Source organism: Demetria terragena DSM 11295, assembly GCF_000376825.1.
Taxonomy (GTDB): Bacteria; Actinomycetota; Actinomycetes; order Actinomycetales; family Dermatophilaceae; genus Demetria; species Demetria terragena.
Window position 1 is genome coordinate 1,269,107 of record NZ_AQXW01000004.1, and the last position, 26,727, is coordinate 1,295,833.

At 64.6% G+C, this 26,727-nt stretch carries 35 protein-coding genes; 2 read left to right on the forward strand and 33 right to left on the reverse strand.

Annotated elements, in window-relative coordinates:
• Positions 1 to 88: 88 nt before the first annotated feature.
• The 29 genes from map to F562_RS0110445 all read right to left on the reverse strand — a co-directional run bounded on the left by map (position 89) and on the right by F562_RS0110445 (position 19,922).
• Entirely contained in the window at positions 89 to 928 is an 840-nt protein-coding gene (gene map, locus F562_RS0110305; protein WP_026181181.1) for a type I methionyl aminopeptidase, read from the reverse strand.
• A 15-nt stretch (positions 929 to 943) separates the two neighbouring features.
• The gene (locus F562_RS0110310; protein ID WP_018156881.1) at positions 944 to 1,525 is read right to left on the reverse strand and encodes an adenylate kinase; all 582 of its coding nucleotides are present in this window, start codon (positions 1,523 to 1,525) and stop codon (positions 944 to 946) included.
• A gap of 79 nt (positions 1,526 to 1,604) precedes the next feature.
• Positions 1,605 to 2,927 (reverse strand): preprotein translocase subunit SecY, encoded by a 1,323-nt coding sequence (gene secY / locus F562_RS0110315; protein WP_018156882.1) that lies wholly within the window; start codon positions 2,925 to 2,927, stop codon positions 1,605 to 1,607.
• A 192-nt stretch (positions 2,928 to 3,119) separates the two neighbouring features.
• Positions 3,120 to 3,575, reverse strand: a complete 456-nt coding sequence (rplO, locus tag F562_RS0110320; protein WP_018156883.1) for a 50S ribosomal protein L15 — start codon at positions 3,573 to 3,575, stop codon at positions 3,120 to 3,122.
• Entirely contained in the window at positions 3,575 to 3,757 is a 183-nt protein-coding gene (rpmD, locus tag F562_RS0110325) for a 50S ribosomal protein L30 (RefSeq protein WP_018156884.1), read from the reverse strand. Before rpmD ends, rplO begins: the two co-directional genes overlap by 1 nt.
• Complete coding sequence (gene rpsE, locus F562_RS0110330) at positions 3,757 to 4,446, reverse strand: 30S ribosomal protein S5 (protein WP_018156885.1); 690 nt, start codon at positions 4,444 to 4,446, stop codon at positions 3,757 to 3,759. Before rpsE ends, rpmD begins: the two co-directional genes overlap by 1 nt.
• Before the next feature lie 31 nt (positions 4,447 to 4,477).
• Positions 4,478 to 4,852, reverse strand: a complete 375-nt coding sequence (rplR, locus tag F562_RS0110335; protein ID WP_018156886.1) for a 50S ribosomal protein L18 — start codon at positions 4,850 to 4,852, stop codon at positions 4,478 to 4,480.
• Between the two features lie 3 nt (positions 4,853 to 4,855).
• Positions 4,856 to 5,395 (reverse strand): 50S ribosomal protein L6, encoded by a 540-nt coding sequence (gene rplF / locus F562_RS0110340; protein ID WP_018156887.1) that lies wholly within the window; start codon positions 5,393 to 5,395, stop codon positions 4,856 to 4,858.
• 25 nt (positions 5,396 to 5,420) lie between these two features.
• Entirely contained in the window at positions 5,421 to 5,819 is a 399-nt protein-coding gene (gene rpsH / locus F562_RS0110345) for a 30S ribosomal protein S8 (protein WP_018156888.1), read from the reverse strand.
• 88 nt (positions 5,820 to 5,907) lie between these two features.
• Positions 5,908 to 6,093: a type Z 30S ribosomal protein S14 gene (locus tag F562_RS0110350; protein ID WP_018156889.1), complete on the reverse strand. Its 186-nt coding sequence runs from the start codon at positions 6,091 to 6,093 to the stop codon at positions 5,908 to 5,910.
• A 2-nt stretch (positions 6,094 to 6,095) separates the two neighbouring features.
• On the reverse strand, positions 6,096 to 6,665 hold the full coding sequence (gene rplE, locus F562_RS0110355) for a 50S ribosomal protein L5 (protein WP_018156890.1): 570 nt from the start codon (positions 6,663 to 6,665) through the stop codon (positions 6,096 to 6,098).
• Complete coding sequence (gene rplX, locus F562_RS0110360) at positions 6,665 to 7,030, reverse strand: 50S ribosomal protein L24 (protein WP_018156891.1); 366 nt, start codon at positions 7,028 to 7,030, stop codon at positions 6,665 to 6,667. Before rplX ends, rplE begins: the two co-directional genes overlap by 1 nt.
• A gap of 3 nt (positions 7,031 to 7,033) precedes the next feature.
• Positions 7,034 to 7,402: a 50S ribosomal protein L14 gene (gene rplN, locus F562_RS0110365; protein WP_018156892.1), complete on the reverse strand. Its 369-nt coding sequence runs from the start codon at positions 7,400 to 7,402 to the stop codon at positions 7,034 to 7,036.
• Between the two features lie 115 nt (positions 7,403 to 7,517).
• Positions 7,518 to 7,844, reverse strand: coding sequence for a 30S ribosomal protein S17 (gene rpsQ / locus F562_RS21290; protein ID WP_018156893.1), 327 nt, complete (start codon positions 7,842 to 7,844; stop codon positions 7,518 to 7,520).
• A gap of 2 nt (positions 7,845 to 7,846) precedes the next feature.
• Entirely contained in the window at positions 7,847 to 8,149 is a 303-nt protein-coding gene (gene rpmC / locus F562_RS0110375) for a 50S ribosomal protein L29 (protein ID WP_018156894.1), read from the reverse strand.
• Positions 8,149 to 8,568: a 50S ribosomal protein L16 gene (gene rplP / locus F562_RS0110380; RefSeq protein WP_018156895.1), complete on the reverse strand. Its 420-nt coding sequence runs from the start codon at positions 8,566 to 8,568 to the stop codon at positions 8,149 to 8,151. The genes rpmC and rplP overlap by 1 nt, the downstream gene beginning before the upstream one ends.
• Positions 8,568 to 9,422 (reverse strand): 30S ribosomal protein S3, encoded by an 855-nt coding sequence (rpsC, locus tag F562_RS0110385; protein WP_018156896.1) that lies wholly within the window; start codon positions 9,420 to 9,422, stop codon positions 8,568 to 8,570. Before rpsC ends, rplP begins: the two co-directional genes overlap by 1 nt.
• Entirely contained in the window at positions 9,422 to 9,790 is a 369-nt protein-coding gene (gene rplV / locus F562_RS0110390; RefSeq protein WP_026181182.1) for a 50S ribosomal protein L22, read from the reverse strand. Before rplV ends, rpsC begins: the two co-directional genes overlap by 1 nt.
• A gap of 23 nt (positions 9,791 to 9,813) precedes the next feature.
• Positions 9,814 to 10,095, reverse strand: a complete 282-nt coding sequence (gene rpsS / locus F562_RS0110395; RefSeq protein WP_018156898.1) for a 30S ribosomal protein S19 — start codon at positions 10,093 to 10,095, stop codon at positions 9,814 to 9,816.
• A gap of 15 nt (positions 10,096 to 10,110) precedes the next feature.
• Entirely contained in the window at positions 10,111 to 10,947 is an 837-nt protein-coding gene (gene rplB / locus F562_RS0110400) for a 50S ribosomal protein L2 (protein ID WP_018156899.1), read from the reverse strand.
• Positions 10,948 to 10,965: 18 nt separating this feature from the next.
• Positions 10,966 to 11,265 (reverse strand): 50S ribosomal protein L23, encoded by a 300-nt coding sequence (gene rplW, locus F562_RS0110405; RefSeq protein ID WP_018156900.1) that lies wholly within the window; start codon positions 11,263 to 11,265, stop codon positions 10,966 to 10,968.
• The gene (gene rplD, locus F562_RS0110410; RefSeq protein WP_051080224.1) at positions 11,262 to 12,143 is read right to left on the reverse strand and encodes a 50S ribosomal protein L4, sunset domain variant; all 882 of its coding nucleotides are present in this window, start codon (positions 12,141 to 12,143) and stop codon (positions 11,262 to 11,264) included. Before rplD ends, rplW begins: the two co-directional genes overlap by 4 nt.
• A 5-nt stretch (positions 12,144 to 12,148) precedes the next feature.
• Positions 12,149 to 12,811: a 50S ribosomal protein L3 gene (rplC, locus tag F562_RS0110415; RefSeq protein ID WP_026181183.1), complete on the reverse strand. Its 663-nt coding sequence runs from the start codon at positions 12,809 to 12,811 to the stop codon at positions 12,149 to 12,151.
• 35 nt (positions 12,812 to 12,846) lie between these two features.
• On the reverse strand, positions 12,847 to 13,155 hold the full coding sequence (gene rpsJ, locus F562_RS0110420; protein WP_018156903.1) for a 30S ribosomal protein S10: 309 nt from the start codon (positions 13,153 to 13,155) through the stop codon (positions 12,847 to 12,849).
• Positions 13,156 to 13,589: 434 nt separating this feature from the next.
• Positions 13,590 to 16,004, reverse strand: a complete 2,415-nt coding sequence (gene ppsA / locus F562_RS0110425) for a phosphoenolpyruvate synthase (protein ID WP_018156904.1) — start codon at positions 16,002 to 16,004, stop codon at positions 13,590 to 13,592.
• 26 nt (positions 16,005 to 16,030) lie between these two features.
• Positions 16,031 to 16,885 (reverse strand): pyruvate, water dikinase regulatory protein, encoded by an 855-nt coding sequence (locus tag F562_RS0110430; RefSeq protein ID WP_051080165.1) that lies wholly within the window; start codon positions 16,883 to 16,885, stop codon positions 16,031 to 16,033.
• Positions 16,886 to 17,001: 116 nt separating this feature from the next.
• On the reverse strand, positions 17,002 to 17,769 hold the full coding sequence (locus tag F562_RS18770) for a hypothetical protein (protein ID WP_018156906.1): 768 nt from the start codon (positions 17,767 to 17,769) through the stop codon (positions 17,002 to 17,004).
• A gap of 209 nt (positions 17,770 to 17,978) precedes the next feature.
• Positions 17,979 to 18,689 carry a VOC family protein gene (locus tag F562_RS0110440; protein WP_018156907.1) on the reverse strand — a complete coding sequence of 237 codons (711 nt, stop codon included), beginning with the start codon at positions 18,687 to 18,689 and terminating at the stop codon, positions 17,979 to 17,981.
• Between the two features lie 27 nt (positions 18,690 to 18,716).
• Positions 18,717 to 19,922: an endonuclease gene (locus F562_RS0110445; protein WP_018156908.1), complete on the reverse strand. Its 1,206-nt coding sequence runs from the start codon at positions 19,920 to 19,922 to the stop codon at positions 18,717 to 18,719.
• A 310-nt stretch (positions 19,923 to 20,232) separates the two neighbouring features.
• On the opposite strand from F562_RS0110445, the gene F562_RS0110450 reads away from it, so the two are divergent.
• Positions 20,233 to 21,087 carry a glycoside hydrolase family 16 protein gene (locus tag F562_RS0110450; protein WP_083915522.1) on the forward strand — a complete coding sequence of 285 codons (855 nt, stop codon included), beginning with the start codon at positions 20,233 to 20,235 and terminating at the stop codon, positions 21,085 to 21,087.
• Between the two features lie 9 nt (positions 21,088 to 21,096).
• Here the strand turns inward: F562_RS0110450 and F562_RS0110455 are convergent, their stop codons facing one another.
• From F562_RS0110455 to cobA, 3 genes are all read right to left on the reverse strand, one after another.
• Positions 21,097 to 22,389, reverse strand: coding sequence for an aspartate aminotransferase type Ic (locus tag F562_RS0110455; protein WP_018156910.1), 1,293 nt, complete (start codon positions 22,387 to 22,389; stop codon positions 21,097 to 21,099).
• 67 nt (positions 22,390 to 22,456) lie between these two features.
• Positions 22,457 to 23,395 carry an acetamidase/formamidase family protein gene (locus tag F562_RS0110460; RefSeq protein WP_018156911.1) on the reverse strand — a complete coding sequence of 313 codons (939 nt, stop codon included), beginning with the start codon at positions 23,393 to 23,395 and terminating at the stop codon, positions 22,457 to 22,459.
• 12 nt (positions 23,396 to 23,407) lie between these two features.
• Positions 23,408 to 24,508, reverse strand: a complete 1,101-nt coding sequence (gene cobA / locus F562_RS0110465; protein ID WP_040385762.1) for a uroporphyrinogen-III C-methyltransferase — start codon at positions 24,506 to 24,508, stop codon at positions 23,408 to 23,410.
• A 109-nt stretch (positions 24,509 to 24,617) separates the two neighbouring features.
• Here cobA and F562_RS0110470 point away from each other — a divergent pair, with 109 nt between their 5' ends.
• The gene (locus tag F562_RS0110470; RefSeq protein ID WP_018156913.1) at positions 24,618 to 25,484 is read left to right on the forward strand and encodes a hypothetical protein; all 867 of its coding nucleotides are present in this window, start codon (positions 24,618 to 24,620) and stop codon (positions 25,482 to 25,484) included.
• On the opposite strand, the gene F562_RS0110475 is transcribed toward F562_RS0110470, so the two are convergent.
• Entirely contained in the window at positions 25,469 to 26,677 is a 1,209-nt protein-coding gene (locus tag F562_RS0110475; RefSeq protein ID WP_018156914.1) for a winged helix-turn-helix domain-containing protein, read from the reverse strand. The genes F562_RS0110470 and F562_RS0110475 overlap by 16 nt on opposite strands.
• Positions 26,678 to 26,727: the final 50 nt, after the last annotated feature.

Below are 26,727 nucleotides of genomic sequence, written 5' to 3' on the forward strand. Positions count from 1 at the left end.
AGGTTCAACGACTTGGGAAAGATTGCTGGCGTGAAGTCGCGCGCACCGGCAACTTTTCACGAGTCGATGGATTGTGGACGGTTCGTGGTCAGTCGAGCGGGGCGTACCGCTCCCCCAGGTGCGCCTCGCCCCCGTCGACTTCGGTCAGCACCCACAGCCCACCCTCGGTGACAGCGATCGTGTTCTCCCAGTGGGAGCCACGCGAGCCATCCTGCGTCACGACAGTCCACTCGTCGTCCAACTCGTGGCTCTGATGCGTTCCGAGCGTGATCATGGGTTCGATGGCGACGGTGGCACCCGTACGCACGAGGGGCCCGCGCTCCCGAACTCGCTCGTTATAGACCGACGGCTCCTGGTGCATCTCGGTACCGATCCCGTGGCCGGTGTAACCATCGAGGATCCCCAGGCTGAGCTCGCGCGCGGAGGCCTCCGCCTCGACCCGGTCCTGAATCGCGGCGCCGACCGCGTGCAGACGCTCGCCATCCCGCAGCGCTCGGATGCCGTCCCACATGGATGCTTCCGTCACCTCGTTGAGCTCCCGGTCCTGCGGACGCCCAGTCTCATCGCCGCCGACGATCGCGGTGAACGCCGCATCGCCATGCCACCCGTCCACGATGGCTCCGCAATCCACCGATACGAGGTCGCCAGCCTCCAGAACCCGGGATCCCGGTATGCCATGCACGACCTCGTCGTTGACGCTGACACATATCACGCCGGGAAAACCGTAGTAGCCAAGGAAACTCGGGGCGGCGGCGTGGCCACTGATGACCGAGGCGGCGAGGTCGTTGAGTTGCCCGGTGGTGATGCCAGGTTCTAGGGCGGCATTCACCTCATCGAGCGCGGCTCGGACCACCAGACCGGCCCGGCGCATCACCCGGATCTGATCCGGGGTCTTCACCGGCAACACTGCGCGCCTCCATCCGAGCATGACCAGATGCTCCGCTCAGCGCGACGAGGTCTGCAACGCGTCGAGCGCGGCGCTGATACGTCCCGTGACCTCATCGATCTCGCCCATACCGTCAACCTCGACGACTCGACCCTGCCCGCCATAGTGCTCGGCCAGCGGGGCAGTCTCGCGGTTGTAGATGTCCATCCGCTCGCGGATGACCTCTTCGGTGTCGTCGGTACGCCCAGACGTCTCGGCCCGCTTGAGCAGGCGACCGACGACTTCGTCCTCATCGACGGTGAGCTGCAATACCGCGTCCAGCGGTGACTCGCGTTCCTCGAGCAGCGCGTCGAGGGCCAACACCTGCGGCATCGTGCGCGGGTAACCATCCAGGAGGAAACCGTTCTGAGCGTCCGGATCGGTCAGCCGGTCCGCCACGATCTGGTCAGTGACCTCATCGGGTACGTACCCACCAGCGGCCAAGATGTCCTTGACCTTCAAGCCCAACGGCGTCTCGTTCTTGATGTTGCTCCGGAAGATGTCACCGGTCGAGACGTGCGGGATCCCGCGTGCTTCTGCGAGCCGCTCGGCCTGCGTGCCCTTACCCGCGCCGGGCGGGCCAAGAATGATCAGTCGCATCGGTCAGGTGACCTTCCGTGTCGGGTCTCGATACGGTCGCTGCGCGACCTACTCGACCAGCGTTATCTTCTGCTACGAGCTAGCGCAAGAAGCCTTCGTAGTGATGTTGCTGCAACTTGGCGTCGATCTGCTTCACAGTCTCAAGACCGACACCGACCAGGATGATGATCGAGGCCCCGCCGAACGGGAAGTCCTGGCTCGCACCAAACAGGTCGAGCGCCACCAGCGGAATCAGCGCCAGGATCGACAGGTAGAGCGCGCCCACCACAGTGACGCGGTTCAGGACATACCCGAGGTACTGCGAGGTGGCCTTACCGGCGCGCACACCCGGAATGAAGCTCCCGGCCTGCTTGAGGTTGTCGGCCACCTCATCGGGCTGGTAGGTGATCGACACATAGAAGAACGTGAAGAACAAGATCATGCCGGTGAACAGTGCGGCGTACCACGGTCCCTGACCGTTGCCCAGGTTGTCCATGATCCAGCGCGCCCACCCGGCTGGCTGCTCCGTAGAAGGCGGCTGCGGTTGAGTGAACTGCGCCAACAACATCGGTAGTGACAGCAGCGAACTCGCGAAGATCAACGGGATCACGTTGGCCATGTTGACCTTGAGCGGGATATACGTCTTCGTCCCGCCATAGGATCTGCGCCCGATCATCCGTTTGGCGTACTGGACCGGTATGCGTCGCTGGCCGTTCTCTACGAACACCACCGCAACGACGATCACCATTCCGATGGCCAACACCATCAGGAACGTGCCCAAGCCCTTGGACTCCCTAATCGCCCAGATCGAGGTCGGCACGCCGGCCGCGATCGAGGTCAGGATCAGTAGGGACATACCGTTGCCAACACCCTTTTCGGTGACCTGCTCACCGAGCCACATCACCAGGCCGGTTCCGGCCGTCAAGGTGAGGATCATCAGGACCAGCGTCGGAAGGCTGTCGTCCTCCATGATCCGGGTGCACTGCGGGCCCAGCAGCGTGCCGGGCGCCCGGGCTGCGGTGGTCACCAGTGTCGACGACTGCAGGAGCGCCAGACCGATCGTCAGATAACGCGTGTATTGCGTCATCTTGGTCTGACCGGACTGCCCTTCCTTCTTCAACTGCTCAAAGCGGGGAATGACCACCGTCAACAACTGCACGATGATGCTGGCCGTGATGTACGGCATGATCCCGAGCGCGAAGACGCTCAACTGGAGTAGCGCACCGCCGCTGAACAGGTTGGCGAGCCCCAGGAGGCTGCCGTTGCCGGCTGCTGCTTCCTGGCACTGCTTCACCAAGGCATAACTGATGCCAGGGGTCGGAACGTGAGAGCCAAAACGGAAGATCGCCATCACCGCGAGGGTGAACAGAATCTTGTTACGCAGTTCCGGCGTGCGGAATGCGCGTCCGAGGGCGGTGAGCACTAAGTCCTCCTGGCGGGCCACCGTGGGTGGCAAGTCGTGAACGAAGAGAGACGATACCTGTTCAACATGATGGTTTGACGTCTGCTACCCACCGCAAACATCGCCACACCAGCTGAGACGACATACGCCCCGGGCGATCCGGGCCGTGTGGCCCGGGCACCCGGGGCGTATGTCATGTGCTGAGGGGCACGATCACCGAAGGGTGATCGAACCGCCAGCTGCTTCGATCTTCTCTCGGGCGGAGCCGGAGAACTTGTCGGCCGTGACGTTGACCTTGACCGAGATCTCACCGGTGCCGAGCACCTTGACGGGCTGGTTCTTGCGAACCGCGCCCTTGTCGACCAGCGCGTCGACCGTCACGTCGCCACCCTCGGGGAACAACGTCGCAATGGTCTCCAGGTTGACCACCTGGAAGTAGACCTTGCTCGGGTTCTTGAAGCCGCGAAGCTTCGGCAGCCGCATGTGGATCGGGGTTTGACCACCCTCGAACGCTGCGGGCACCTGGTAGCGCGCCTTCGTACCCTTGGTACCCCGACCTGCTGTCTTACCCTTCGAACCCTCACCGCGACCGACACGAGTCTTCGCGGTCTTGGATCCGGGGGCCGGACGCAAGTGGTGCACCTTCAGTGCGTGCGTCTTGTCAGCCATCAGTCCATCTCCTCCACGGTCACCAAGTGGGCAACCGTTTGGACCATGCCCCGGAACTCCGGACGGTCCTCTTTCACGACGGTGTCGCCGATCCGCTTCAGACCCAGCGAGCGCAGAGTCTCACGGTGCTGTGGCTTCCCGCCGATTTGCGAACGAGTCTGAGTCACCTTGATCTGTGCCATCAGGACCCCGTCCCGGCCGCGGAAGCCGCGGCGGCTTCCTTGGCGCCCTCTGCCATGGCCCGACGCATACCCGCCGGAGCAACCTCTTCGAGAGACTTGCCGCGACGTGCAGCAACAGCCTCGGGACGCTCCAGGCCCTTGAGGGCCGCGACGGTGGCGTGGACGATATTGATCGGGTTGTCCGAGCCGAGCGACTTGGACAACACGTCGTGGATACCGGCGCACTCCAGCACGGCGCGCACCGGGCCACCGGCGATCACACCGGTACCGGGCGATGCCGGACGCAGGAGCACAACACCAGCGGCGGACTCGCCCTGGATGGGGTGCGGGATGGTGCCCTGGATGCGCGGAACGCGGAAGAAGTTCTTCTTCGCTTCCTCGACACCCTTGGCGATCGCGGCTGGTGGCTCTTTGGCCTTGCCGTAGCCCACACCGACGGTGCCGTCGGCGTCACCGACGACAACGAGCGCGGTGAAGCTAAAGCGACGGCCGCCCTGGTGGACCTTGGCGACACGGTTGATCGTGACAACGCGCTCTTCGTACTGGTTGCGGTCGTTATCGCGACGGTTGTTGTCGCGGCCTCCGCGGCGGTTGTTGTCGCGGCCACCGTTGTTGCGCTGGTCGTTGCTGTTGCTGCTACTGCGCTCACCGGCCTGGCCGGCGGCGCCTCGACGCTGGGGTCCAGCCATCAGTGGTTCCTCTTCTCAGCCTTGTTGATGTTCACAGGGTCAGCCCGCCCTCGCGAGCCCCATCGGCGATCGCTGCGACGCGACCGGCGTACCGGTTACCGCCGCGGTCAAAGACGACAGCCTCAACCCCGGTGGCCTTCGCACGCTCGGCGAGCAACTCGCCAACACGCTTGGCCTTTGCCGTCTTGTCGCCGTCGAAGCCACGCAGGTCGGCTTCCATCGTCGAGGCCGACACGAGGGTCTTCCCCACGGTGTCGTCGACGATCTGCACGAAGACGTGGCGGCTTGAACGCGACACGACCAGACGGGGCCGGACAGGCGTACCAGAGATGCGCTTGCGCACCCGCAGGTGACGACGATCGCGCGCGCCTGACTTGCCAGCGGCCCGCTTAATGATCTTTGCCATGGCTTACTTACCAGCCTTTCCGACCTTGCGGCGGATGTGCTCGCCTTCGTAGCGGACGCCCTTGGCCTTGTACGGGTCAGGACGACGCAACTTACGAATATTGGCGGCGGTCTCGCCGACCAGCTGCTTGTCGATGCCAGACACCGAGAAGCGGGTGGGGTTCTCCACAGCGAACTGAATGCCCTCAGGGGCCTTGATCAGGATCGTGTGGCTGTAGCCAAGCGCGAATTCCAGGTCGCTGCCCTTGGCAGTGACGCGGTAACCCGTGCCGTGGATTTCGAGCTTTTTGGTGTAACCGTCGGCAACGCCGACCACCATGTTGTTGATCAGGCTGCGGGTCAACCCGTGCAACGAACGAGACTCACGCTCGTCGTTGGGGCGGGCCACCTCGACCGAACCATCGTCGCCCTTGGCGACGGTGATCGGATCGGTCACGGTGAGCGCCAACTGCCCCTTGGGGCCTTTGACCTGCACGTCCTGGCCTTCGATGGTCACCTCGACGCCGTTGGGCACCGGGACCGGAAGACGTCCGATTCGCGACATATTCTTCTCCTCCTTGGTCCCGTAGTTACCAGACGTAGGCGAGGACTTCTCCGCCCACGCCCTTGCTCTGGGCCTGCTTGTCGGTCAACAGGCCAGACGATGTGGAAATGATCGCCACACCCAGGCCACCGAGGACCCTTGGCAGGTTGGTGGACTTGGCGTAGACGCGCAGACCCGGCTTGGACACCCGGCGGACACCCGCGATGGAGCGCTCCCGATTCGGTCCGTACTTGAGGTCGATGGTCAGCGTTTTGCCTACCTCGGCGTCCTCGACGTGCCAGCCGGCAATGTAGCCCTCGGCTTCGAGAATTTCCGCGATGTGGCTCTTCAGCTTCGAGAACGGCATGGAGGTCGCGTCGTGGTGCGCCGAATTGGCGTTCCGCACTCGCGTCAGCATGTCCGCAATCGGGTCGGTCATGGTCATGGGGCTTCTGCCCTTCCTCACCGGGGTTTCAGCTCAGGCGGTACGCCTGCGCCGACCTACGGCGTTGGTGGTTAAAGGGGTAGGTCTATTACCAGCTGCTCTTGGTGACGCCGGGCAGTTCGCCACGGTGCGCCATCTCGCGCAGGCAAATTCGGCACAGGCCGAACTTGCGGTAGACCGAGTGCGGACGGCCGCAGCGCTGGCAGCGGGTGTAGGCGCGTACCGCGAACTTCGGCTTCTTCTTGGCCTTGTTGACCAGAGCGGTCTTCGCCATTGTCAGTTCTCCTTGAACGGGAAGCCGAGCTGCTTGAGCAGCGCGCGGCCTTCGTCGTCGTTGGCTGCGGTCGTCACGACCGTGATGTCCATACCGCGGACCCGGTCAATGCGGTCCTGGTTGATCTCGTGGAACATCGACTGCTCGTTGAGACCGAACGTGTAGTTGCCGTGGCCATCGAACTGCTTCGGCGACAAACCGCGGAAGTCACGGATACGAGGCAACGCGACCGACGTGAGCCGATCCAGGAACTCCCACATGCGGTCGCTGCGCAGCGTGGTGTGCGCACCGATGGGCATGCCCTCGCGGAGCTTGAACTGGGCAATCGACTTGCGCGCCTTGGAGACGGCCGGCTGCTGGCCGGTGATCGTCGCCAGGTCGCGCACAGCACCCTCGATGAGCTTGGAGTCACGCGCTGCGTCACCCACACCCATGTTGACGATGACCTTGGTCACCGTGGGCACCTGCATGGCGTTCGCGAAGCCAAACTGCTCCTGCAATGCCGACCGGATCTCGTCCTGGTAGCGCTGCTTGAGGCGGGGCTTCGTGTTGGTCTGGGTCGTCTCAGTCATCAGAGGTCCTTGCCTGAGCGCACGGACACACGGGTACGGACCGTCTTGGTCCGTCCGTCACGCTCAACCGTCTCGACCCGGGTCCGGATTCGGGTCGGCTTGTTGTCCTCGGGGTCCACGAAGGCCACGTTGCTCACGTGGATCGGGGCCTCGACGACCTCGATACCGCCGCTGGCGGCGCCGCCCTGGCCAGCACGGGTGTGCTTGGTCACGCGGTTGATGCCCTCGACCAGCACACGCTGGCTCTCGGGGTAGACCGCGATGACCTTGCCCTGCTTGCCCTTGTCGCCGCCATTGGCCTGGGTACGACCAGTGATGACCTGTACGAGGTCATTCTTCTTAATCTTCATCTTGGGCTTCGCCATTTCTCAGAGCACCTCCGGAGCCAGCGAGATGATCTTCATGAACTTCTTGTCACGCAGCTCACGGCCCACGGGGCCGAAGATGCGGGTTCCACGCGGGTCACCATCAGTCTTGAGGATGACGGCCGCGTTCTCATCGAACTTGATGTACGAGCCGTCGGGACGACGTCGCTCCTTACGGGTACGCACGATGACAGCCTTGACGACGTCGCCCTTCTTGACGTTGCCGCCAGGAATGGCGTCTTTGACGGTCGCCACGATGGTGTCACCGATGCCGGCGTAGCGACGGCCCGAGCCACCGAGAACCCGGATGCACAAAATTTCCTTGGCACCGGTGTTGTCGGCGACGCGAACTCGCGACTCCTGCTGGATCACAGTTTCTCTCCTGTCGTCTCACTGGTTCTCGGTGCCACGCGAGCGTGGATTCGAGCCTGGTGGAACGGATACTGGTCTTGGGTCCGTACGTCAGGTGAGCCCGACGTACGGCACATCACTTAGCGCGCTCGAGGATCTCGACGATTCGCCAGCGCTTGCTTGCCGACAGCGGACGCGTCTCCATAATCAGGACACGGTCGCCGATACCGGCCGAGTTTTCCTCGTCGTGGGCCTTCACCTTGCTGCTGCGGCGAATGACCTTGCCGTAGAGCGCGTGCTTCACCCGGTCTTCAACCTCAACGACGATGGTCTTCTCCATCTTGTCGCTGACCACGTAACCCTGACGGGTCTTGCGGTAATGACGGCTGGAGTCGGAGATCACCGCGCTCGCATCGAGGACGGTCTGCCCGTCGTCAACTGCCTTGGTGTTGTCGTCAGCCATGGTCAGCCCACGCTCGCTTTCTTATCGGACTCGGCCTCGTTCTCGTCAGCCGCGGGGGCGTCCGACTTGTCGTCGGCAACCGGAGCGCGACCAATGCCGTGCTCGCGCTCACTCATCTCGGTGTAGATGCGGGCGATGTCCTTGCGGACGGCACGCAACCGCGAGTTGTTTTCCAGCTGGCCGGTGGCCGACTGGAACCGCAGGTTGAAGAGTTCCTGCTTGGCCTTGGCCAACTCTCCGCGTAGCGCGGCGTCATCGAGCGCACGCAACTTGTCCGGCATCAGGTCCGGGGAACCGATCGCCATTAGAAGTCACCACCTTCACGCGCGACGAAGCGGCACTTCATCGGCAATTTGTGCATCGCCAGGCGCAATGCCTCGCGAGCCACATCTTCGGGAACACCGGACAGCTCGAACATGACACGACCCGGCTTGACGTTGGCGACCCACCACTCGGGGGATCCCTTACCGGAGCCCATGCGGGTTTCGGCCGGCTTCTTGGTGAGCGGACGGTCTGGGTAGATGTTGATCCAGACCTTTCCGCCACGCTTCATGTAGCGAGTCATCGCGATACGAGCGGACTCGATCTGACGGTTGGTCACATAGGCCGGCTCAAGCGCCTGGAGACCGAAGTCGCCGAAAGCCACGCTCGTGCCGCCCTTGGACATGCCACCGCGCTTGGGGTGGTGCTGCTTACGGTGCTTGACGCGACGGGGAATCAACATCAGGATTCGCCTCCCTCAGTGCTTGGGGCCTCCGCGGCCGCAGCTGCGGGTGCCGACTCGCCAGCAGGTGCCTGCTCGCGACCGGCGTTGTCGCCACCGCGGGCGGGACGATCGCCACCACGGCGAGGTCCGCCACCGCGACCCGGACGGTCACCATCCCGACGACCGCGCTGCGGACGCGACGGGGCGGCAGCCTGCTCACGGGCAAGTTCCTTGGCGGTGAGGTCACCGTTGTAGATCCAGACCTTCACGCCGATACGGCCGAACGTCGTCTTGGCCTCGTAGAAGCCATAGTCGATGTTGGCGCGCAGGGTGTGCAGCGGAACCCGACCCTCACGGTAGAACTCGGTACGGCTCATTTCGGCGCCGTTCAACCGGCCCGACACCATCACTCGGATGCCCTTGGCACCGGAGCGAGTTGCGGACTGCATGCCCTTACGCATCGCGCGGCGGAAAGCCACGCGGGCGGAGAGCTGCTCGGCGATGCCCTGGGCCACCAGCTGAGCGTCAGCCTCGGGGTTCTTGACCTCGAGAATGTTCAGCTGGACCTGCTTGCCGGTGAGCTTCTCGAGCTCGGTGCGCAAGCGGTCGGCTTCGGCGCCGCGACGGCCAATGACGATGCCTGGACGCGCGGTGTGGATGTCGACGCGAACCCGGTCACGGGTGCGCTCAATCTCCACGCGGCTGATGCCGGCGCGGTCCATGCCCGTGGACATGAGCTTACGGATCGCGACGTCTTCCTTGACGTAGTCGCGGTAACGCTGACCCGGCTTGTTGGAGTCAGCAAACCAGCGGCTCTTGTGCTCGGTCGTGATGCCGAGGCGGAAGCCATTCGGGTTGACCTTCTGACCCATTAGTTGCGGCCTCCCTTGTTGTTGCGCGGCGCGACCTTCAGCGTGATGTGGCTGCTGCGCTTGTTGATCCGGCTCGCACGGCCCTGCGCCCGGGGGCGGAACCGCTTCATGGTCGGGCCCTCGTCGACGAACGCCTCGCTCACCACGAGCTCACGCTCGTCAAACGCGCGGGACTGCTGGTCGGCGGTGACACGCGCATTGGCGATCGCGCTCTCGAGGAGCTTCTTGACCGGCTCGCTCGCACTCTGGGGAGCGAACTGCAGCGTGGCCAAGGCCTCGGTGACCTGCTTGCCGCGGATGAGGTTGACGACGCGGCGAGCCTTCATCGGCGTGACGCGGAGGTACCGCACCTTTGCCTGGGCTTCCATCGTCTGTCCTTCGGTTTCGGTGGTCATCGACGGCGCCCCTTACGGTCGTCCTTCTCGTGACCCTTGAAGGTCCGAGTCGGCGCAAACTCGCCGAGCTTGTGCCCGACCATCGATTCGGTCACGAAGACCGGCACGTGCTTGCGGCCGTCGTGCACGGCCAGCGTGTGGCCGAGCATGTCCGGGGTGATCATCGACCGGCGTGACCAGGTCTTGATGACGTTCTTGGTACCGGCTTCGTTCTGGACCTCGACCTTTTTGGCCAGGTGGTCATCGACGAAGGGGCCCTTCTTCAGGCTGCGTGGCATCTCGTATGGCTCCTATCAGCGCTTCTTGCCAGTACGACGGCGACGCACAATGAGCTTGTCGCTCTCCTTGTTGGGGCGCCGGGTGCGGCCCTCGGGCTGACCCCAGGGGCTCACCGGGTGACGACCACCTGACGTACGGCCTTCACCACCACCGTGCGGGTGGTCGACCGGGTTCATGACGACACCGCGGACGGTTGGGCGCTTGCCCTTCCAGCGGTTACGGCCGGCCTTACCCCAGTTGATGTTGCTCTGCTCGGCGTTGCCGACCTCGCCGATCGTCGCGCGGCAGCGGACGTCGACGTTGCGGATCTCGCCGGAGGGCATACGCAGCTGGGCGTAGGGACCATCTTTGGCCACGAGCTGCACGCGGGCACCAGCCGAACGAGCGATCTTGGCGCCACCAGCGGGCCGAAGCTCGATGCAGTGGACGACCGTACCGGTCGGGATGTTGCGCAGCGGCAGGTTGTTGCCGGGCTTGATGTCCGCGCCGGGGCCGTTTTCCACCCAATCGCCCTGCTTCAACTTCGCCGGCGCGATGATGTAGCGCTTCTCGCCGTCGGTGTAGTGCAGCAGTGCGATGCGTGCGGTGCGGTTGGGGTCGTACTCAATGTGCGCGACCTTGGCACGGATGCCATCTTTGTCGGCACGACGGAAGTCGATGAGACGGTAGGCCCGCTTGTGGCCACCACCGATGTGACGGGTGGTGATCCGACCGGAGGCGTTGCGGCCACCGGTCTTGGACAGCGGGCGAACGAGCGACTTCTCGGGCGTGGAGCGGGTGACTTCAGCGAAGTCCGCGACGCTCGAACCGCGACGACCCGGGGTCGTCGGCTTGTACTTACGAATAGCCATTAGATGCGTCTACTCCCCTCAGCCGACCTGGCCGAAGATGTCGATCGAACCCTCACGCAGCGACACGATGGCGCGCTTGGTGTCCTTGCGCTTACCCGTGCCGAATCGCGTACGGCGCGACTTGCCCTTGCGGTTCATGGTGTGGACCGAGTCAACCTTGACGCCAAAGACGGCCTCGACGGCTGACTTGATCTCAGTCTTGTTGGCCCGCGGGTCAACGAGGAAGGTGTACTTGCCCTCGTCGAGCAGGTTGTAGGACTTCTCAGAGACGACCGGCGCGAGCAGGATGTCGCGTGGGTCTTTGCGTGCGATGCTCATGCGTCCTCATCTCCTCGCTGTGCAGCAGCGCCACCAGCCGGCTCGAAGCCAGCAGCAGCGGCCGCTTCAGCGGTGCGGAACCAAACCTCGGCCACGGTGTTGTCATACCAACGCGAGCCGGGCACGTGGAACTTCATGGAGTCCTTGTTGCCCTTGACGGTGAAGCCCTCGGGGGCCGAGCCGTCGGCTAGTGGCTCGGCGCTGTCGGCCGAGCTCGTGGAGCCCTTCTTGGCCTTGGCAGCGGCGCGAGCCTGGTCACCAAAAGTCAGGAAGTGCTCGAGCGCAGCCTGCGTGAAGACCACGTCGTCGGCGCAGAGCACGTCGTAGGTGTTGACCTGGTCGCTCCACAGGACGTGCACATCCTCAAGGTTGCGCACGCTCTTGATGCCGACCGTGTCTTCGCGGTGCAGCACCACGAGGAGGTTCTTACGCTCGCTCAGGCTGCCGAGGACGTTGGCGGCGGTACGCGTGGACGGGGCGTCGCCCTCGACCACAGCGGTCAACACGTGGATACGACCGTGGCGCGCCCGGTCCGACAAGGCGCCACGCAGGGCGGCGGCCTTCATCTTCTTGGGGGTGCGCTGGCTGTAGTCGCGCGGCTGCGGGCCGTGGACCACGCCACCGCCGGCGAACTGCGGAGCACGAGTCGAACCCTGACGGGCGCGGCCGGTGCCCTTCTGGCGGTATGGCTTGGCGCCTCCGCCACGCACCTCGGCGCGGGTCTTGGTCTTGTGGGTTCCCTGGCGGGCCGCGGCCAACTGGGCCACGACGACCTGGTGAATCAGCGGGACATTGGTCTGCACGTCGAAGATTTCGGCGGGCAGCTCAACGGTGCCGGACTTCGTGCCCGTCGGCCCGAGGACATCGATGCTGGTCATGTCGCTCACGCCTCCTTTACAGCGGCCTTGGCGGCCGTCTTCACGAGGACGACGCCACCGCGAGGTCCGGGCACAGCGCCCTTGACCAGCAGCAGGCCCTGCTCTGCGTCGACCGCTTGAATGGTCAGGTTCTGGGTGGTCTGGCGCACGCCGCCCATCCGGCCAGCCATCCGCGTACCGCGAAAGACGCGACCCGGGGTGGCGCAGCCACCGATCGAGCCCGGCTTGCGGTGGTTGCGGTGGGCACCGTGGGATGCGCTCACGCCGTGGAAGCCGTGACGCTTCATCACACCGGCGAAGCCCTTGCCCTTGGTGGTGCCGACAACGTCGACCACCGCCCCGGACTCAAAGGCCTCAACGGTGATCTCCTGGCCGAGTGCGTACTCAGCAGCGTTGGAGGTACGCACCTCGGCGAGGTGGCGACGCGGGGTCACCCCTGCCTTCTCGAAGTGGCCCTTCAACGGCTTGGTCACCTTGCGTGGGTCGATCGCACCAAAGGCGATCTGGACCGAGTGGTAACCCTCGTCGTCCTGGACCTGCGTCACAACGCACGGGCCAGCTTGGATCACGGTTACCGGAATCAGGCGATTGTCGGCGTCCCACACCTGGGTCATGCCGAGCTTCTCGCCGAGGACGCCCGTCACTGGGCGCTCAGTAGTTGCAGTCATAGCGAGTCAATCCTTCGCGTTAACGAGCGGCCCGGTCAGAGCTTGATCTCGATGTTGACGTCGGCCGGAAGGTCCAGACGCATCAACGAGTCAACGGCTTTAGGGGTCGGGTCCACGATGTCGATGAGGCGCTTGTGTGTGCGCATCTCGAAGTGCTCGCGGCTGTCCTTGTATTTGTGGGGCGACTTGATGACGCAGAAAACGTTCTTCTCCGTCGGCAACGGCACCGGTCCAACGACCGTGGCACCGGCACGAGTCACCGTGTCGACAATTTTGCGCGCCGAGCTGTCGATGACTTCGTGGTCATACGACTTCAGCCGGATGCGGATCTTCTGTCCCGCCATTCGCGTGCGTCTCTCTCTCGCGTCCAACAAATTCTTTGTCCCGGAACGCCTGCCTGGTGTCCGACCCCCGCGCTCGGGTGTGTCGTGGCTGCTTCGCAGCACACCGCGGCACAATCTTGCGTGGTGAGGGTCGGCCCTGACGGACCGGGGGCTTGTGATTTCTTCTGGTGGCGTGCTGTGGCCCCAGTGAGATTGGGTCCTGGTCTGCACTGCCGCTAGAAGAAGGTCGCCGCTGACATGGATCAGCGCCGCGCAACAAGCAACCTGGCTAGTGTGCCAGAGCGGGCCGTGCCCGTCCAAATCGGTGCTGCGATGACCTTCGTCTCGCGGGCGTCGACCCGCGTACCGCGCCCGCCCAAAACTGAGTTAGGTGCCCTTGACCGGGAAATTTTCCAGTCAAGGGCACCTAACTCGGTTAGTTCCCCGGTACGAGGTCAGGCCCCGCTCGTCGCGCTCGAACGCTTCGCGAGGCGGGTCCACGTCTCCAGGACGGTGTCGGGGTTCAGCGACATCGACTCGATGCCCTGGTCGAGCAGCCAGTCAGCCAGGTCCGGGTGATCCGAGGGGCCTTGGCCGCAGATGCCAACGTACTTGCCCTGCTTGAGGCACGCCTCGATCGCCATGCTGAGCATCTTCTTGACCGCAGGATCGCGCTCGTCGAACTTGTCGGCCACCAGGCCGGAGTCGCGGTCCAGACCAAGAGTCAACTGAGTCATGTCGTTCGAACCGATCGAGAAGCCGTCGAAGTACTCCAGGAACTCCTCGGCATTGACCGCGTTGGAGGGGACCTCGCACATCATCACGACTTCCAGGCCGTTCTCACCGCGAGTGAGGCCGTTGCTCGCCAGCAGATCGATGACGCCCTTGGCCTCCCCCAGGGTGCGCACAAACGGGATCATGATCTTGACGTTGGTCAAGCCCATGTCTTCGCGGACTCGCTTCATCGCCTCACACTCCATGGCGAAGCAATCGGCGAAATCCGGGGATAGGTACCGCGAGGCCCCGCGGTAGCCGATCATCGGGTTCTCCTCGTGCGGCTCGTAGGCGGTGCCGCCGATGAGGTTGGCGTACTCGTTGGACTTGAAGTCGCTCATCCGCACGATGACCGGCTCCGGCGCGAACGCAGCCGCAAGCATGGCGACGCCCTCGGTCACGCGGGTGACGAAGAACTCGCGCGGGCTGCTGTAAGCCGCGGTCAGCGTTTCGATCTCCGCCTTCAGGTCGGCATCAATCTCGCGGCCCTCTTCCAGGTCGAGCAACGCCTTGGGGTGGATGCCGATCTGCCGGTTGATGATGAACTCCAGGCGGGCCAAGCCGATGCCCTTGTGGGGCAGCCTCGAGAACTCAAACGCTTGGTCCGGCGTCCCGACGTTCATCATGATCTTGACGGGAATCTCGGGCATCGCGTCCAACGCGGTGGTGTTGACCTCGAAGTCCAACTCTCCGGAGTAGACGAACCCGGTGTCGCCCTCGGCACAGGACACCGTGGCGGACTGTCCGTCCTCCAGCTGCTGCGTCGCGCTGCCGGTGCCCACGACGGCGGGGATCCCGAGCTCACGCGCGATGATCGCCGCGTGGCAGGTACGCCCACCTCGGTTGGTCACGATGGCGCTGGCGCGCTTCATGATCGGCTCCCAATCGGGGTCGGTCATGTCGGCGACGAGCACCTCACCAGGGACGAACTCGTGCATCTTGTCGACGTCAGTGAGTTTGCGGACCTTGCCCGCACCAATCTTCTGACCGATGGCGCGCCCCTCGACCAGGACGTCACCACGATCCCCCATGACATAGCGCTCCAAGGTGGAACCGCTCTGGCGGGACTTCACCGTCTCCGGACGCGCCTGCAGGATGTAGAGCTTTCCGTCGACACCGTCCTTGCCCCACTCGATGTCCATGGGCCGTCCATAGTGCGCTTCGATTTTGAGGGCGTGCTGCGCCAGCTCGGTGACTTCCTCATCCGTAAGCGAGAGTTTGCCGCGCTTGGCTTCCTCGACGTCGACGAACTCCGTGGTCTTTCCGACGCCGGCGTCCGCGGTGTAAATCATCTGAGTGGCTTTGCTGCCCACGGTGCGCTTGAGTACCGCGGCACGTCCCTCGCGCAGCGCCGGCTTGTAGACGTAAAACTCATCGGGGTTTACTGCACCCTGAACGACCGCCTCGCCCAGACCGTATGAACTCGTCACGAACACGGCTTCGTCGAAGCCGGACTCGGTGTCGATCGTGAACATGACACCTGAGGCTCCGATATCGGAGCGGACCATGCGCTGAATGCCCGCCGAGAGTGCCACGGCCTCGTGATCGAAGTTGCTGTGCACGCGGTAGGCGATCGCCCGGTCGTTGTAGAGCGAGGCGAACACCAACTTGATGGCGTGCAGGATGTTGTCGATCCCCTTGATATTGAGGAAGGTCTCCTGCTGCCCGGCGAAGGAAGCGTCCGGTAGGTCCTCCGCGGTCGCGCTGGAGCGTACGGCCCAGGTGACCTCATCGCCCTGTTCGCCGACCAACCGCTCGTAGGCGCTCCGGATCTCGGTCTCAAGGTCCTCAGGGAAAGGCCGCTTCTCAATGGCCTCGCGGATCCCGCGGCCGACGCGGGCCAACTCGCGGACGTCGTCCACATCGAGTTCGCGCAACTGAGCATTGATGTCGTCGGCAAGTCCGCTCTCGCTCAGGAAGCGCCGATAGGCATCGGCGGTGGTCGCGAACCCGGTGGGTACGCTCACCCCGGCCTTGGCCAGGTGCTGCACCATCTCGCCGAGGGAGGCGTTCTTTCCACCTACTCGCTCGACGTCCCCGAGGCCAAGGTCCTCGAACCACTCGATGTTTTTCGCGCTTCCAGGGGTCCCGGACATGCGTTTGTTCCTTTCGGGGTCACTGATCAACGGCGTACGTGCCGCTGAGGTCGCTCGTCGAGATTCTGCAGGATGACCGCCGTGATCTCCTCCACCGACTTGTTCGCCGAGGAGATGGACGGCACATTGTGCGCGGAATACAACGCTTCAGCGCGGCGCAGTTCATAACTGCACTGCGCCATGCTCGCGTAGCGCGAGCCTGGTCGACGCTCACCGCGCACCTGGCTGAGCCGGGCTGCGGTAGAGGACAGACCAAAAATGCGATCGGCGTACGGCCGAATGGGGCGTGGCAGACCCTGATGATCGAAGTCTTCTTCGACGAGTGGGTAGTTCGCGACCTTGAGGCCGTGCTGGATCGCGAGGTACATCGAGGTCGGGGTCTTCCCGCAGCGGGACGGCGCGATCAGGATCAGGTCGGCCTGGTCGAGGGCCCGCAGGCTCTGGCCGTCGTCGTGCTCCATCGAGTAGTCGATGGCCTTCATCCGAGCCTCGTACGCCAGTTGGTCGTCGATCCCGTGCACGGTCCCGGCATGGTGGGCGGCGTTGACGTGCAGGACGCGTTCCACCATGTCCAGGTGGGCGCCGAACAGATCGATGAACGCGCACTCGGTCTTGACCAACTCTTCCCGGATCGCCTCATCGGCCACCGTAGAGAACACCAACGGAGTCACCGCTTCAGTCTTGGCAGAGTCGACGTGAGCGACCACACGCTGGGCCTCAATCACCGTCTTGATGAACGGGATTTTGCGCTTGGTGAACGGCACCCGCGGGAACTGGCCCAAGATCAGGTTGCCGAGTGTCTCGGCAGAAATGCCCGTGCCGCCAGCGAGAAAGAACACCGGAGTTGATTCTGGCGTGGGCTCCGTCGGTGGCGACGTCATGGGGTGAGTGTGCCACCCCCGTACGCCGCCAGTGGCAGCGGTTCGCCTCGGTGCCACTGGATGACACCAGAGCGAACCTCTCGCAGTTCAGGCGGCCCTGGTGAAAGTGGTCACTGCTACACAACCCGGCCCAACCCGACCGCCGCAGCGTCCAGATCACGCTCCAGGTCGGAGTCGCGGCGCCCCGCGCCCTGGTGAAACGCTCGCCCGTCGAGCTCGATGATCTGGCGGCCAAGAACAAGGCCGTCGCGGATGACCGAGCCCGACAGCAAAGCCTGAGCCACCTGAAGCGACCCGGGCGGTAGGCCATGTGGGCGCTGCACCCGTCGCACGTAGCCCTGCTCAAGCACGCTGGTGGCACCGGCGCCAACATCTTCAACAACGCCCACCAGCCACTCGCGGTGGGCGACCCTAGACCGTCGGTCCAACGACTCCAGGACTCGTGCGGCCGTGGTCCGCCCCGCCTGGATTGGCTCAGCGATGGCAGCGACGGCGTTCAGATGAGCATGCCGCCTCCCCCTCGACAGGTATGCCAGTGCCAGATCGAGTGCGGCCTCCTCCTCGCGCTGCCGAGGCGGGGAGGCGACCCACAGGACTGACCGCTCGAGCGATGCGCGCGAATGAAGCCGGATCCAGGTCGGCGCTCGTAGGTGCCGCCCGCGGGCAATCGCGAGGTGAATCTGCCGCTCGTCCGCTGAGGCCCCAGGAAAGGTGCTTGCACTACCGCGCGCAGCGCGCACCGCAGAGGCCATCGCAAGTGCGGCTGGCTCGGCCCACAGCACAGCCGACCAGGCTCGTTGTTCCCAACTGATCGGACCAGTGTGCTCGGCCATCACACCCGGCAGAACGACGGCGAGGTCCTTGCGGCGGATCCATCGACGCATGTCGTGCGCTTGAGCGCCGTACGAGGCCAGCTGCGCGCGTCACGACTCCCGATTGCCGACGCAACAGGCCGGCGGCATCACCCAGGTCCATCTACCGAGCCTGCTGGAAACCTGCCCGCTGGGCTATGTGCTCGAAGTCCCCTGTGGACAACCGCGCACGCTGCGGTTCGCGTTGGTGCCAGTGGGTGACACCAACGCGAACCCTTCTCTCACTGTGGCGCCAGGATGCACACCTCGTTGCCGGACGGGTCGGCACACACCGTCCATGGCAGATCGGGTGCAGGCTGCTCGAGCACGCGGCCTCCGAGACGCCTGACGGACTCGACCAGGTCGGGATCGCCGCGGTCCGGACGTACGTCAAGGTGCAGACGACTCTTGCCCTGGCGTGGCTCGGGTTCAACGCACAACTCCAGCAATGGTCCAGCGCCACTTGGGTGCCGCAGCGACACGGGTGCGTACCCCACGGCGGGCTGCCATCCGGTGATCGCGGCCCAGAACGCACCATCGCGTTCTGGGTCGGAGGAGTCCAACGGGAGGGAGGCGATCGGCCCGGTGCCGCGCGCGTACTCCTCGCGATGTTCCATCACACAGAACGCGTTGCCTTCGGGGTCGGCGAGCACCACCCACGGCACCTCACCCTGTCCGAGATCGACGTGCGTCGCCCCGAGCCCCAACAGACGCTGCACCACCTCGTCCTGATCCGCACCGCCGAGCAGATCGAGGTGCAGTCGCTGCGGGCCCTCGAATGGGTCGGGGACCTGGGCGAAGCACAGGTCGAGGAACTGTTGCTCTCCGAGATCGAGGCGTGCCTCGACCAGGCCTAGCCCTTCGTACCCCACCTGCAGGCCGAACGCCGCCACCCAGAAGTCGGCGACCCGCCGCTCGTCGTGACAGTCCCAGCTGATGTTCTCCAGGCGCATAGTGGTCCTTTGGGCTGTGGGGCGCCCTCAGAAGATGGCCGCGACCCACTCCGGGTGATCGATAAACGGATTCCGGTTCTTCTGGATCGAGGTGAAGATGACCTCGTTGCGGTTCTTCTCGAAGGCGTCCGGTGGATCCTGCTGGCTCCATGCTTTCAGGACGGAAAGCCGACCCATGTACGGAGCGGAACCGTTGTTGACCTTGTCGTTGACCTCCAGGTCGGGAGCGCCGCCGGAGCCTTCGTAGCGCACCGCCATGTAGAAGATCATCCGTGCGACGTCCCCCTTGACCGCATCACGTGGTTCCCAGGAGTCGCTGTCGGAGAAGTTGCCGGGCGCTTCGTCGTTCTCCGTGCCACCCTCGTCGAAGTCGAGATTGCCGCGGTCGGAGTTCACGGTCACGTCGGTTGGGCGCAGGTGGTGGACGTCAGTGCCAGGACCGTTAGACGTTCCAAAGTCACCGTGGCTCTTGGCCCAGACGTGCTCCCGGTTCCAGTTGTCCGCGCCGCCACCGTTGTTCGACTTGGGTGTCGACTTCCCGGTGTATAGCTGGATGACGTTGTTGCTGTTGTTCGGGTCCTGGTCAGTCTTGCCCAGCGCGTCCCAGACGTCGCCATACGACAACACGGTCTGCTTGCTGATGATCGTGTTGAGCTTCGTCTTCAACGCTGGCCCGGTCAGGCCCTCAGTGCCGGCGTAGTAGTCGCCAGGGTCACTCGGCGGATCCGTGGGATCGGTGGGCGGGTCTGTGGGATCAGTCGGCGGGTCCGTGGGGTCGCCCGCGGTAGCGATCGATGAGGCGCTTTTCAACCCAGGATGGGAGAAGTACGCAGAGAGCGACCCGGTCGCATCCACCTGAGTGCCACGCAGATTCGGATTGCTCGCCAAGCCCCATGTCGAGCGCAGCCCGCTCGAAAGCTGGATAAAGAGCATCTTGCTCGGGTCGGTCTCCCCGGCCCGATCGGCCAGCGCGATGGCGTAGTCGTTCGGATACTTCGAGGTCACCACCGAGTTGGTACCGGTGGGCTGGCCGACGACATACCCGCGAACGGTCTGGCTGGACCCGTCCTGGCGGGCAAGGGCGTCCGTGACGCTCAGCGAGGCGGCATACGCGGCGCTCATGGAGGACGGCCACGGCGCGGCCATCGCGGTGAGCGGCGACGCAAGCGTGGGGGTCACGGCGAGCGCGGCCACCCCCAGGGCGGCAACGGAACGGCGAACGGTGATCAGCATGGCTTCCTTAGGTCAGATTCGAACGGCCCCTCCATGCTGCACACTCGCGCGGACGCATGGGGAAAGCCGAGGTAACCAATCTGCCAACACCGCAACGGTGGGGGTGCGCTCGTCGACCCATGTGGCTGCTTTACACAGGTTAATCAATGGGACATTAATGTGAACGCCGATCCATTGTGGAAGGGTTCCAGAAATCGATCTGTTCTTCTATTTATGGGCCAGCATTGATAGCATTGAAGATGCCTCCAGGGCACCCAGTCCGCGCATCAACTGCCGTGAACGAAGGCGCGGGACGCCTCTAGGAGATGTCATGTCCAAGAATCATTCATACACCTATTCAAAAAGGAGAACAGCTCCCGCGGTAGTGAGCATCGCTCTCTCGCTCGGCGCTATTGCCACCACGGCCCCGACTCCGTCAGATGCCGCCACACCGGCGGCTTCGTCCACGCCCACTTGGGCCGACGATTTCAACAGTTTTGACTCCACCAAGTGGGAGAAGCGACTCTTCCGCGACAAGAACAGCCTCGACGGTGCAGACTTCCCGGAGCAGGTTTCCATCACCGGTGACGGCCACCTGCGACTACGGGTCGGCAAACTGCCCGAACCACAGATCTTCTGGAGTCAGCCGATAACCCATGCCGGTGGTTACGTCTGGAGCCGCGGCAAGCACACCGTCGGGCCGGGACGGATTGACGTCCGAGCCAAACTGTTGCCCACCGGGAGTTCAACCGGGATCTGGACCGCAATCTGGTTTCGGGACACCACGCTGAATGGAGAAATCGACCTGGCCGAGATGATCGGCACACCAAACAAACAGCCGAAATACTACCCTTCCGATGGAACCGGAATTCAACAAACAGTCTATGCGAACATGGGGGTTAAATCCGATCCCTACCACCAGCGAAATTTCACCTTGAAATCACCTGCGGCCGAATGGCATGTCTATACGCTGGACTGGAGTCGCAGCCAGATCATCATGAGGATCGACGGAGTCGAGACCTATCGCACGAAGGACCCAGACATCATGAAGGCCTTCAGTGGATCTCTGGACATTCGATTCAGTCAGTTCATCGGCGAAAACTGGGGTTCTCGCGTCGGCGCGACCACAGGCAACCCCACGGACACCTTCATCGACTACGTCCGCTACTGGAAGGCTCCCGCGTAGGCCCGTGCGTCAGGAAGCGGTAACACGCTCCGCCGCGGCCAGCAGCACGCACGTGGTCACGACGGCCATCGCGTCGCGTACCTCTGACAGCGGCGGCAGGGTCGGCGCGAGCCGGATGTTGGTGTCCTGCGGGTCTTTGCCGTGGGGAAAGGACGCCCCGGCTGGCGTGAGCGCAACACCGGCGGCCTTGGCCAACTCGACCACGCGCGCGGCGGTGCCAGGAAGCACGTCCAGGCTCACGAAGTAACCGCCCTCGGGACGAGTCCACGTCGCAACCTCATGTGCCGCGAGGTCGTCGGTCAGGATCTCGTCGACCGCGTCGAACTTCGGCTTGATGATGGCCCGGTGTTTGGCCATATGAGCGCGCACGCCGTTGGCGTCACCGAAGAACTGCATGTGGCGCAAGTGGTTGACCTTGTCAGGACCGATCGAGCTCTTGCCGAGGTGACCGGTGAACCACTTCACGGTCTCGGTCGAGCCCGCGAGGAAGGCCACACCCGCGCCAGCAAAGGTGATCTTGCTCGTCGAGGCGAACACCACGGGGCGGTGCGGATGACCGGACGCCGACGCTAGCGAAAGGATGTCTGCGCTCTTGACCTCGGTGTCGGTCAGGTGATGCAAGGCGTACGCGTTGTCCCAGAGAATCTTGAAGTCTGGCGCCGCAGTCTCCATCCCCGCGAGTTCAGCAGCGACCTCTTGGCTGCAGGTGATCCCGGAGGGGTTGCCATAGGTCGGGACGAGCCACATCCCCTTGACGCTCGGGTCCTTGACCAATTCCTTGACCGCCGCCACGTCTGGGCCGTCGGCGTTCATCGGCACGGTGACCATCTCGATGCCGAGAGATTCCAGCAACGCGAAGTGGCGGTCGTAGCCGGGCACGGGACAGATGAACCGCATCGTTCCCTGGCCCGCCCAGGGGCCTTCTGAATCGACACCACCGTGCAGCAGGAGGTGCACCAAGGTGTCCGACATCAGGGTCAGGCTGCTGTTGCCGCCCGCAATGATCTGGCCGGGTTCCACGCCAAGCAACTCGGCGAAGAGGGCGCGGAGCTCGGGTAGTCCCGCGAGCCCGCCGTAATTGCGGACATCCGTTCCGTCCGCGGAGGTGTGGCCCTCCGGGAGGCTCAGCAGCCGCTCCGAGAGATCCAACTGCTCAGCCGAGGGCTTGCCGCGCGTGAGGTCGAGGGACAGTCCAGCGGCCACGTACTGCTCATATGCCGCGCGCTGCTCCTCGACAAAGGCTGACAGTTCTTCGGACGACAGGTCGGACAGGGCCACGCTCGGCTCCTCGAGGATGCGCACGGATAGTTGGTGGGGCCATTCTCGCAAAGGACCTTATGTCCCCGATCGCCCGTCCAGGGACTGGGTCTCAGAGGATCGAGGTGGGCAACCGGTGCACGGTGACGGCTCCGACGGCAGTCATGGGGTGCAGCGGATCTGGGTCGATCGACCCTGTCGGTCCGCCAAGCTCGGAGTGGGCCAGCGCGCTCATCACGACGTATGCATCGGCTCCAGACCAACCGTGATCCTCGACGAGAAAGTCGTACATGTCCTCATAGCCACGGTTGATGGACTGCTGGACGGGGTCGCCCAGACCAACAAAGACCATCTCCTCGCCGGTATCAACGCGCGGGGCACGCAGAACTCGAGCGCCGCCCGCCCCGCCTTTCACCAACTCGATCGACACGTGTGCGGTGCCCTGCGCCTCGATGGCGACGAAGGACGATTCACCACGCGCCATGATCGCGTGCAGGTCACCGATCGACAGGAGCGCGCCGGGCACCTGCACCGGCAGGTAGACCGTGGAGCCCGGCTTGGCATCGGTGAGGTCCATATTTCCGCCGTACGCATAGCTCGGCATCACCGTCGACCCGACCCCCGTTGCGGGGGCGACACCCATGCACCCGATCATCGGCTGGGCTGGGACAGTGAGCGATTCGGTGAGCGCGACCTGCCCGTCGCGGGTGATCGGCACACTGCGAGTCATCGACTCGGAGCCCATACGGCCAGCGAGCGCGCCGACCCCCGGCAGATATACCGACCAGCCGTGATCGATGAAGTCGATGGCGTGGATGGTGACCGCCAGCGTGTCGCCTGGCTCAGCGCCCTCGACATAGACCGGTCCGGTGATCGGGTTGATTTGCGCGGTGACTTTGTCGAGGCTGCCGCGCTCGTGGAGTTGGGCGTAGACCGCGTCGTCGGTCTCGAAGCCAATAACCGCCCCGGTTCCGGGCTCGATCCTGAGCGCCGGCGCCACAGCGGCGTCGAAGCCCGCCTTGCCGTAGGACTTGTCGAGGAAATGATCCATGGTGGGCTTCCTTCAATCGGGGGTAGAGGGGCTGAGGTCGAGACCGACAACGGGACCGATCACCGTAATGGCTGGCGCGCCGATCCCCGAGTGCGCAACGTCCTTAGCGAGCGACCGCAACGGAGCCCGGATGACCCGCTGGCCCGCTAGCGAACCGTCCGCGATGGTGGCCCCAGGCGTCTGCGGGTCGAGCCCGGCGACCATGAGCGCCTCGCAGTAGTCCGGAAGAGTCGCGACGGCCATGAGCAGCACGATGGTCAGCCCGGTGCGGGCGAGCGCTGCCACATCGACCTGGCAGTCAGGATGATGCGGCGGCAGGTGCCCTGACACGACCGAAAACCCTTGTGCGACACCGCGATGCGTGAGTGGGATACCGGCCAGAGCAGGAACCGAAAGCGCCGAACTCACGCCCGGCACGACCGTGACGGGGATTCCAGCCTCCGCGCAGGCCAGCATCTCGTCCCCGCCGCGGCCAAAGACGAAGGGGTCACCACCTTTGAGGCGTACGACCCGGCTCCCCGCGCGCGCATGCTCGACCAGCAACTCATTGGTCCGCTCCTGGCTGGTGCCGGGACCACGGGGCACCTTGGCGACGTCGAGGAGCGTTGCGGTGGGCGCGAGTTCGCGTAAGGCCGCGACCGGCGCCAGTCGGTCGAAAAGCACGACCTGCGCCTGGCGAAGGGCGCGCTCACCCTCTCGCGTCAGAAGCCCGGGATCGCCCGGTCCGCCGCCCACGAGGGTGACCGTCCCGCCATCGTGCTGACCGGAGGCCGGCACTGAGCGGTGCAAGCACGTCACGTTCGCGGCATCTGCCCAACGCTGCACGTCGGGCGTGTCTCCCACGCTCACCACGAGGTCGGCTTCCTGAACCAGATGCTCAGTGGCAGCGGACCGTGACTCGACCTCACCACGGGTGATCAGATCGTGCACCGAGGAAGGCATGCCCTCCCCCGCCACCACAACCCGCGCACCGGCCGCATGCAACTCGAGAACCGCTGCGGACACAGCACCGTCGAGCGCAGCACCGTCGAGCGACGCCACGCCTAGGGGCTCACTGAATGTCACCAAAACGCGGCGCCCGATGACCCGAACACTCGCTTTGAAGTCACGCATACTGGTCATTCTGGCCGACCTGATGAATTCAGATGGAACGCGTTCGGCTTGCTGACCGTCACAGGCCACGAAATCGAACAAACAAAGCCACACCGAGGAGTTTCCAAACATGCGCGCTATCCACCGCATCGCCGTCCTGCCGCTGATCGCCGCAGCGACCGCTGCGAGCCTCACGGCATGCCAGGACGAAGCACCGCCGGCCAGCCCGACCTCAGCGGCCGCTACGTCAGCGGCCGCCGAGTCATCGACCAGTGAGTCGTCGGCTCCGGCTGAGACTGCCGCTCCCACCGAATCAGGGTCCTCCAGCACTTCGGCGTCCGACGAGTCGGCCAGCGCGGTGCCCGAGAGCGAGCGCGAAGACGCCAAGAGCAAGTCGAGCATTCCCGCAGAACGCAGCAAGATCCCCGCCGGCCCGATGACTTCGGTCGAGGTCAAGACCCTCGGCGGCTACGACGCCTCCGGCGACGGTGAGCACGGCACCTTTTATGCAGTGCTCGACGTTGACTCCACCGAGCCTGGCCTGGTCGACCTCGAATACGTCTTGCTGGACAAGTCCGGCAAGGAGATCGGCGCCATCAAGGATGGCCTGAACGTCGGCGGCACCAAAGACGAGCTTAAGGTGACACGCGCCTCGGGTGAGTTGCCGCCGGCGAGCGAAGGCAAAGTGGAGAAGGTCCAACTCCGGGTGACGAAGAACACGGCCAATCAGTTCGCGACGGTCACCACGATCGACCCCAAGTTCGAGTTCGCCACCGACCCGGACGGTAACTTCCCGATCGTCAAGGGGCGCTACAAGACCGAGGGCAAGGCCAGCGTCACCAATCTCACCGCCATCTGCACCGACGCCCAGGGCATCGTCCATGCAGCCAGCAGCCCGGTCGAGAAGATCGAATCACCGACCTGGACCCCATTCGAGGTCAAGCTGATCCTCGCGCCGGATGGCTTCAAGCCGGCCAAGTGCTACGTCGGCTCCTGAACGCTCGCCAAGGCTGATGCGAGGTCGCCGTGGGGCTCCACGGCGACCTCGCTGAGACTCAGCCAGTCGGCCATGCTGCGCAGTTCTGCCGCGAGTTCAGCCGCCGTGTCGGCGGGCGCGCCGGGCTCGGCGTAAGCCCCGCGCACCACCAGGCGTCCGCTCGCCCGGTCGGCCTTCAGGTCGACGCGGGCGACCAACCGGTCGCCGAGGAGGAAGGGCAGCACGTAATAGCCGTGCACTCGCTTGGCGGCCGGAGTGTAGATCTCGATCCGGTAGAAGAAGTCAAACAACGCCTCGGCGCGGTCCCGCTCCCACACCAGCGGGTCAAAGGGCGCGAGCAGCGCCCGCGCTGTCATGCGCCGCGGGATGCGGGCGTCGCGGTGCAGGTATGCCGGTCGCTTCCATCCCTGCACCGTCACCGGCGTCAACTCACCGGACTCCACCAGCACATCGACCGCGCGCTGCGTGTCGGCCAGATAGGGCAGGCGGTAGTAGTCGCGCAAGCAGTGCACCGTCGCGACCCCGTGCGAGCGCGCAGCCCGCCGGACCAGCTCGATCTCAGCGTCCTCCCGTGAGATCGCCGGAGCGTCGAGGGCCTCCGCAGGCAGCACCCGCTCGGGCAGGTCATAGCGCAACTCGAACTGGCTATTGCGCCCCGCCGCCGCCAGTTGGCCCGACATGAACAGGAAGTCCAGCGCCACGCGCGCCTGCGACCAGTTCCAGCCCCAATGCTCTTTCCGGCGCGGCGCGCCATCGTCCAAGTCGCGCGCAGTCACCGCGCCCACATCCCGAACCTGTGCCAACACCTCGCGCTCGACGTCCAGCGGCAGCGGCGCATGCCACTTTGCCCGCCGCTGGGCGTATCGCTCCATCCGGTGCCGCATCACCGGCCACAGGTCGACGGGCATGAACGCCTGGCAGTGCGCCCAGTATTCGACCATCCGACGGGGACGGGTCTCAGCGGCCCGACGCAGCAGGTCGGTGTCGTAGGGACCCATCCGCGAGTAGAGCGGAAGGAAATGCGCCCGGGTCAGTACATTGACGCTGTCGACCTGCAGCACGCCGGTGCGTGCCACCGTCCGCTCGAACGTGCGCATGGTCGGGCGCGCGTGAGGCAGGTCAGCGAAACCTTGGGCGGCCAGAGCCACCCGACGGGCCTGCGCCAGAGACATCGAGGTCGACACCCACCGCATGCTAGTGGCGCGCGCCGACAACCCACCCCGGCGATCTGGGCCGCCTCGCC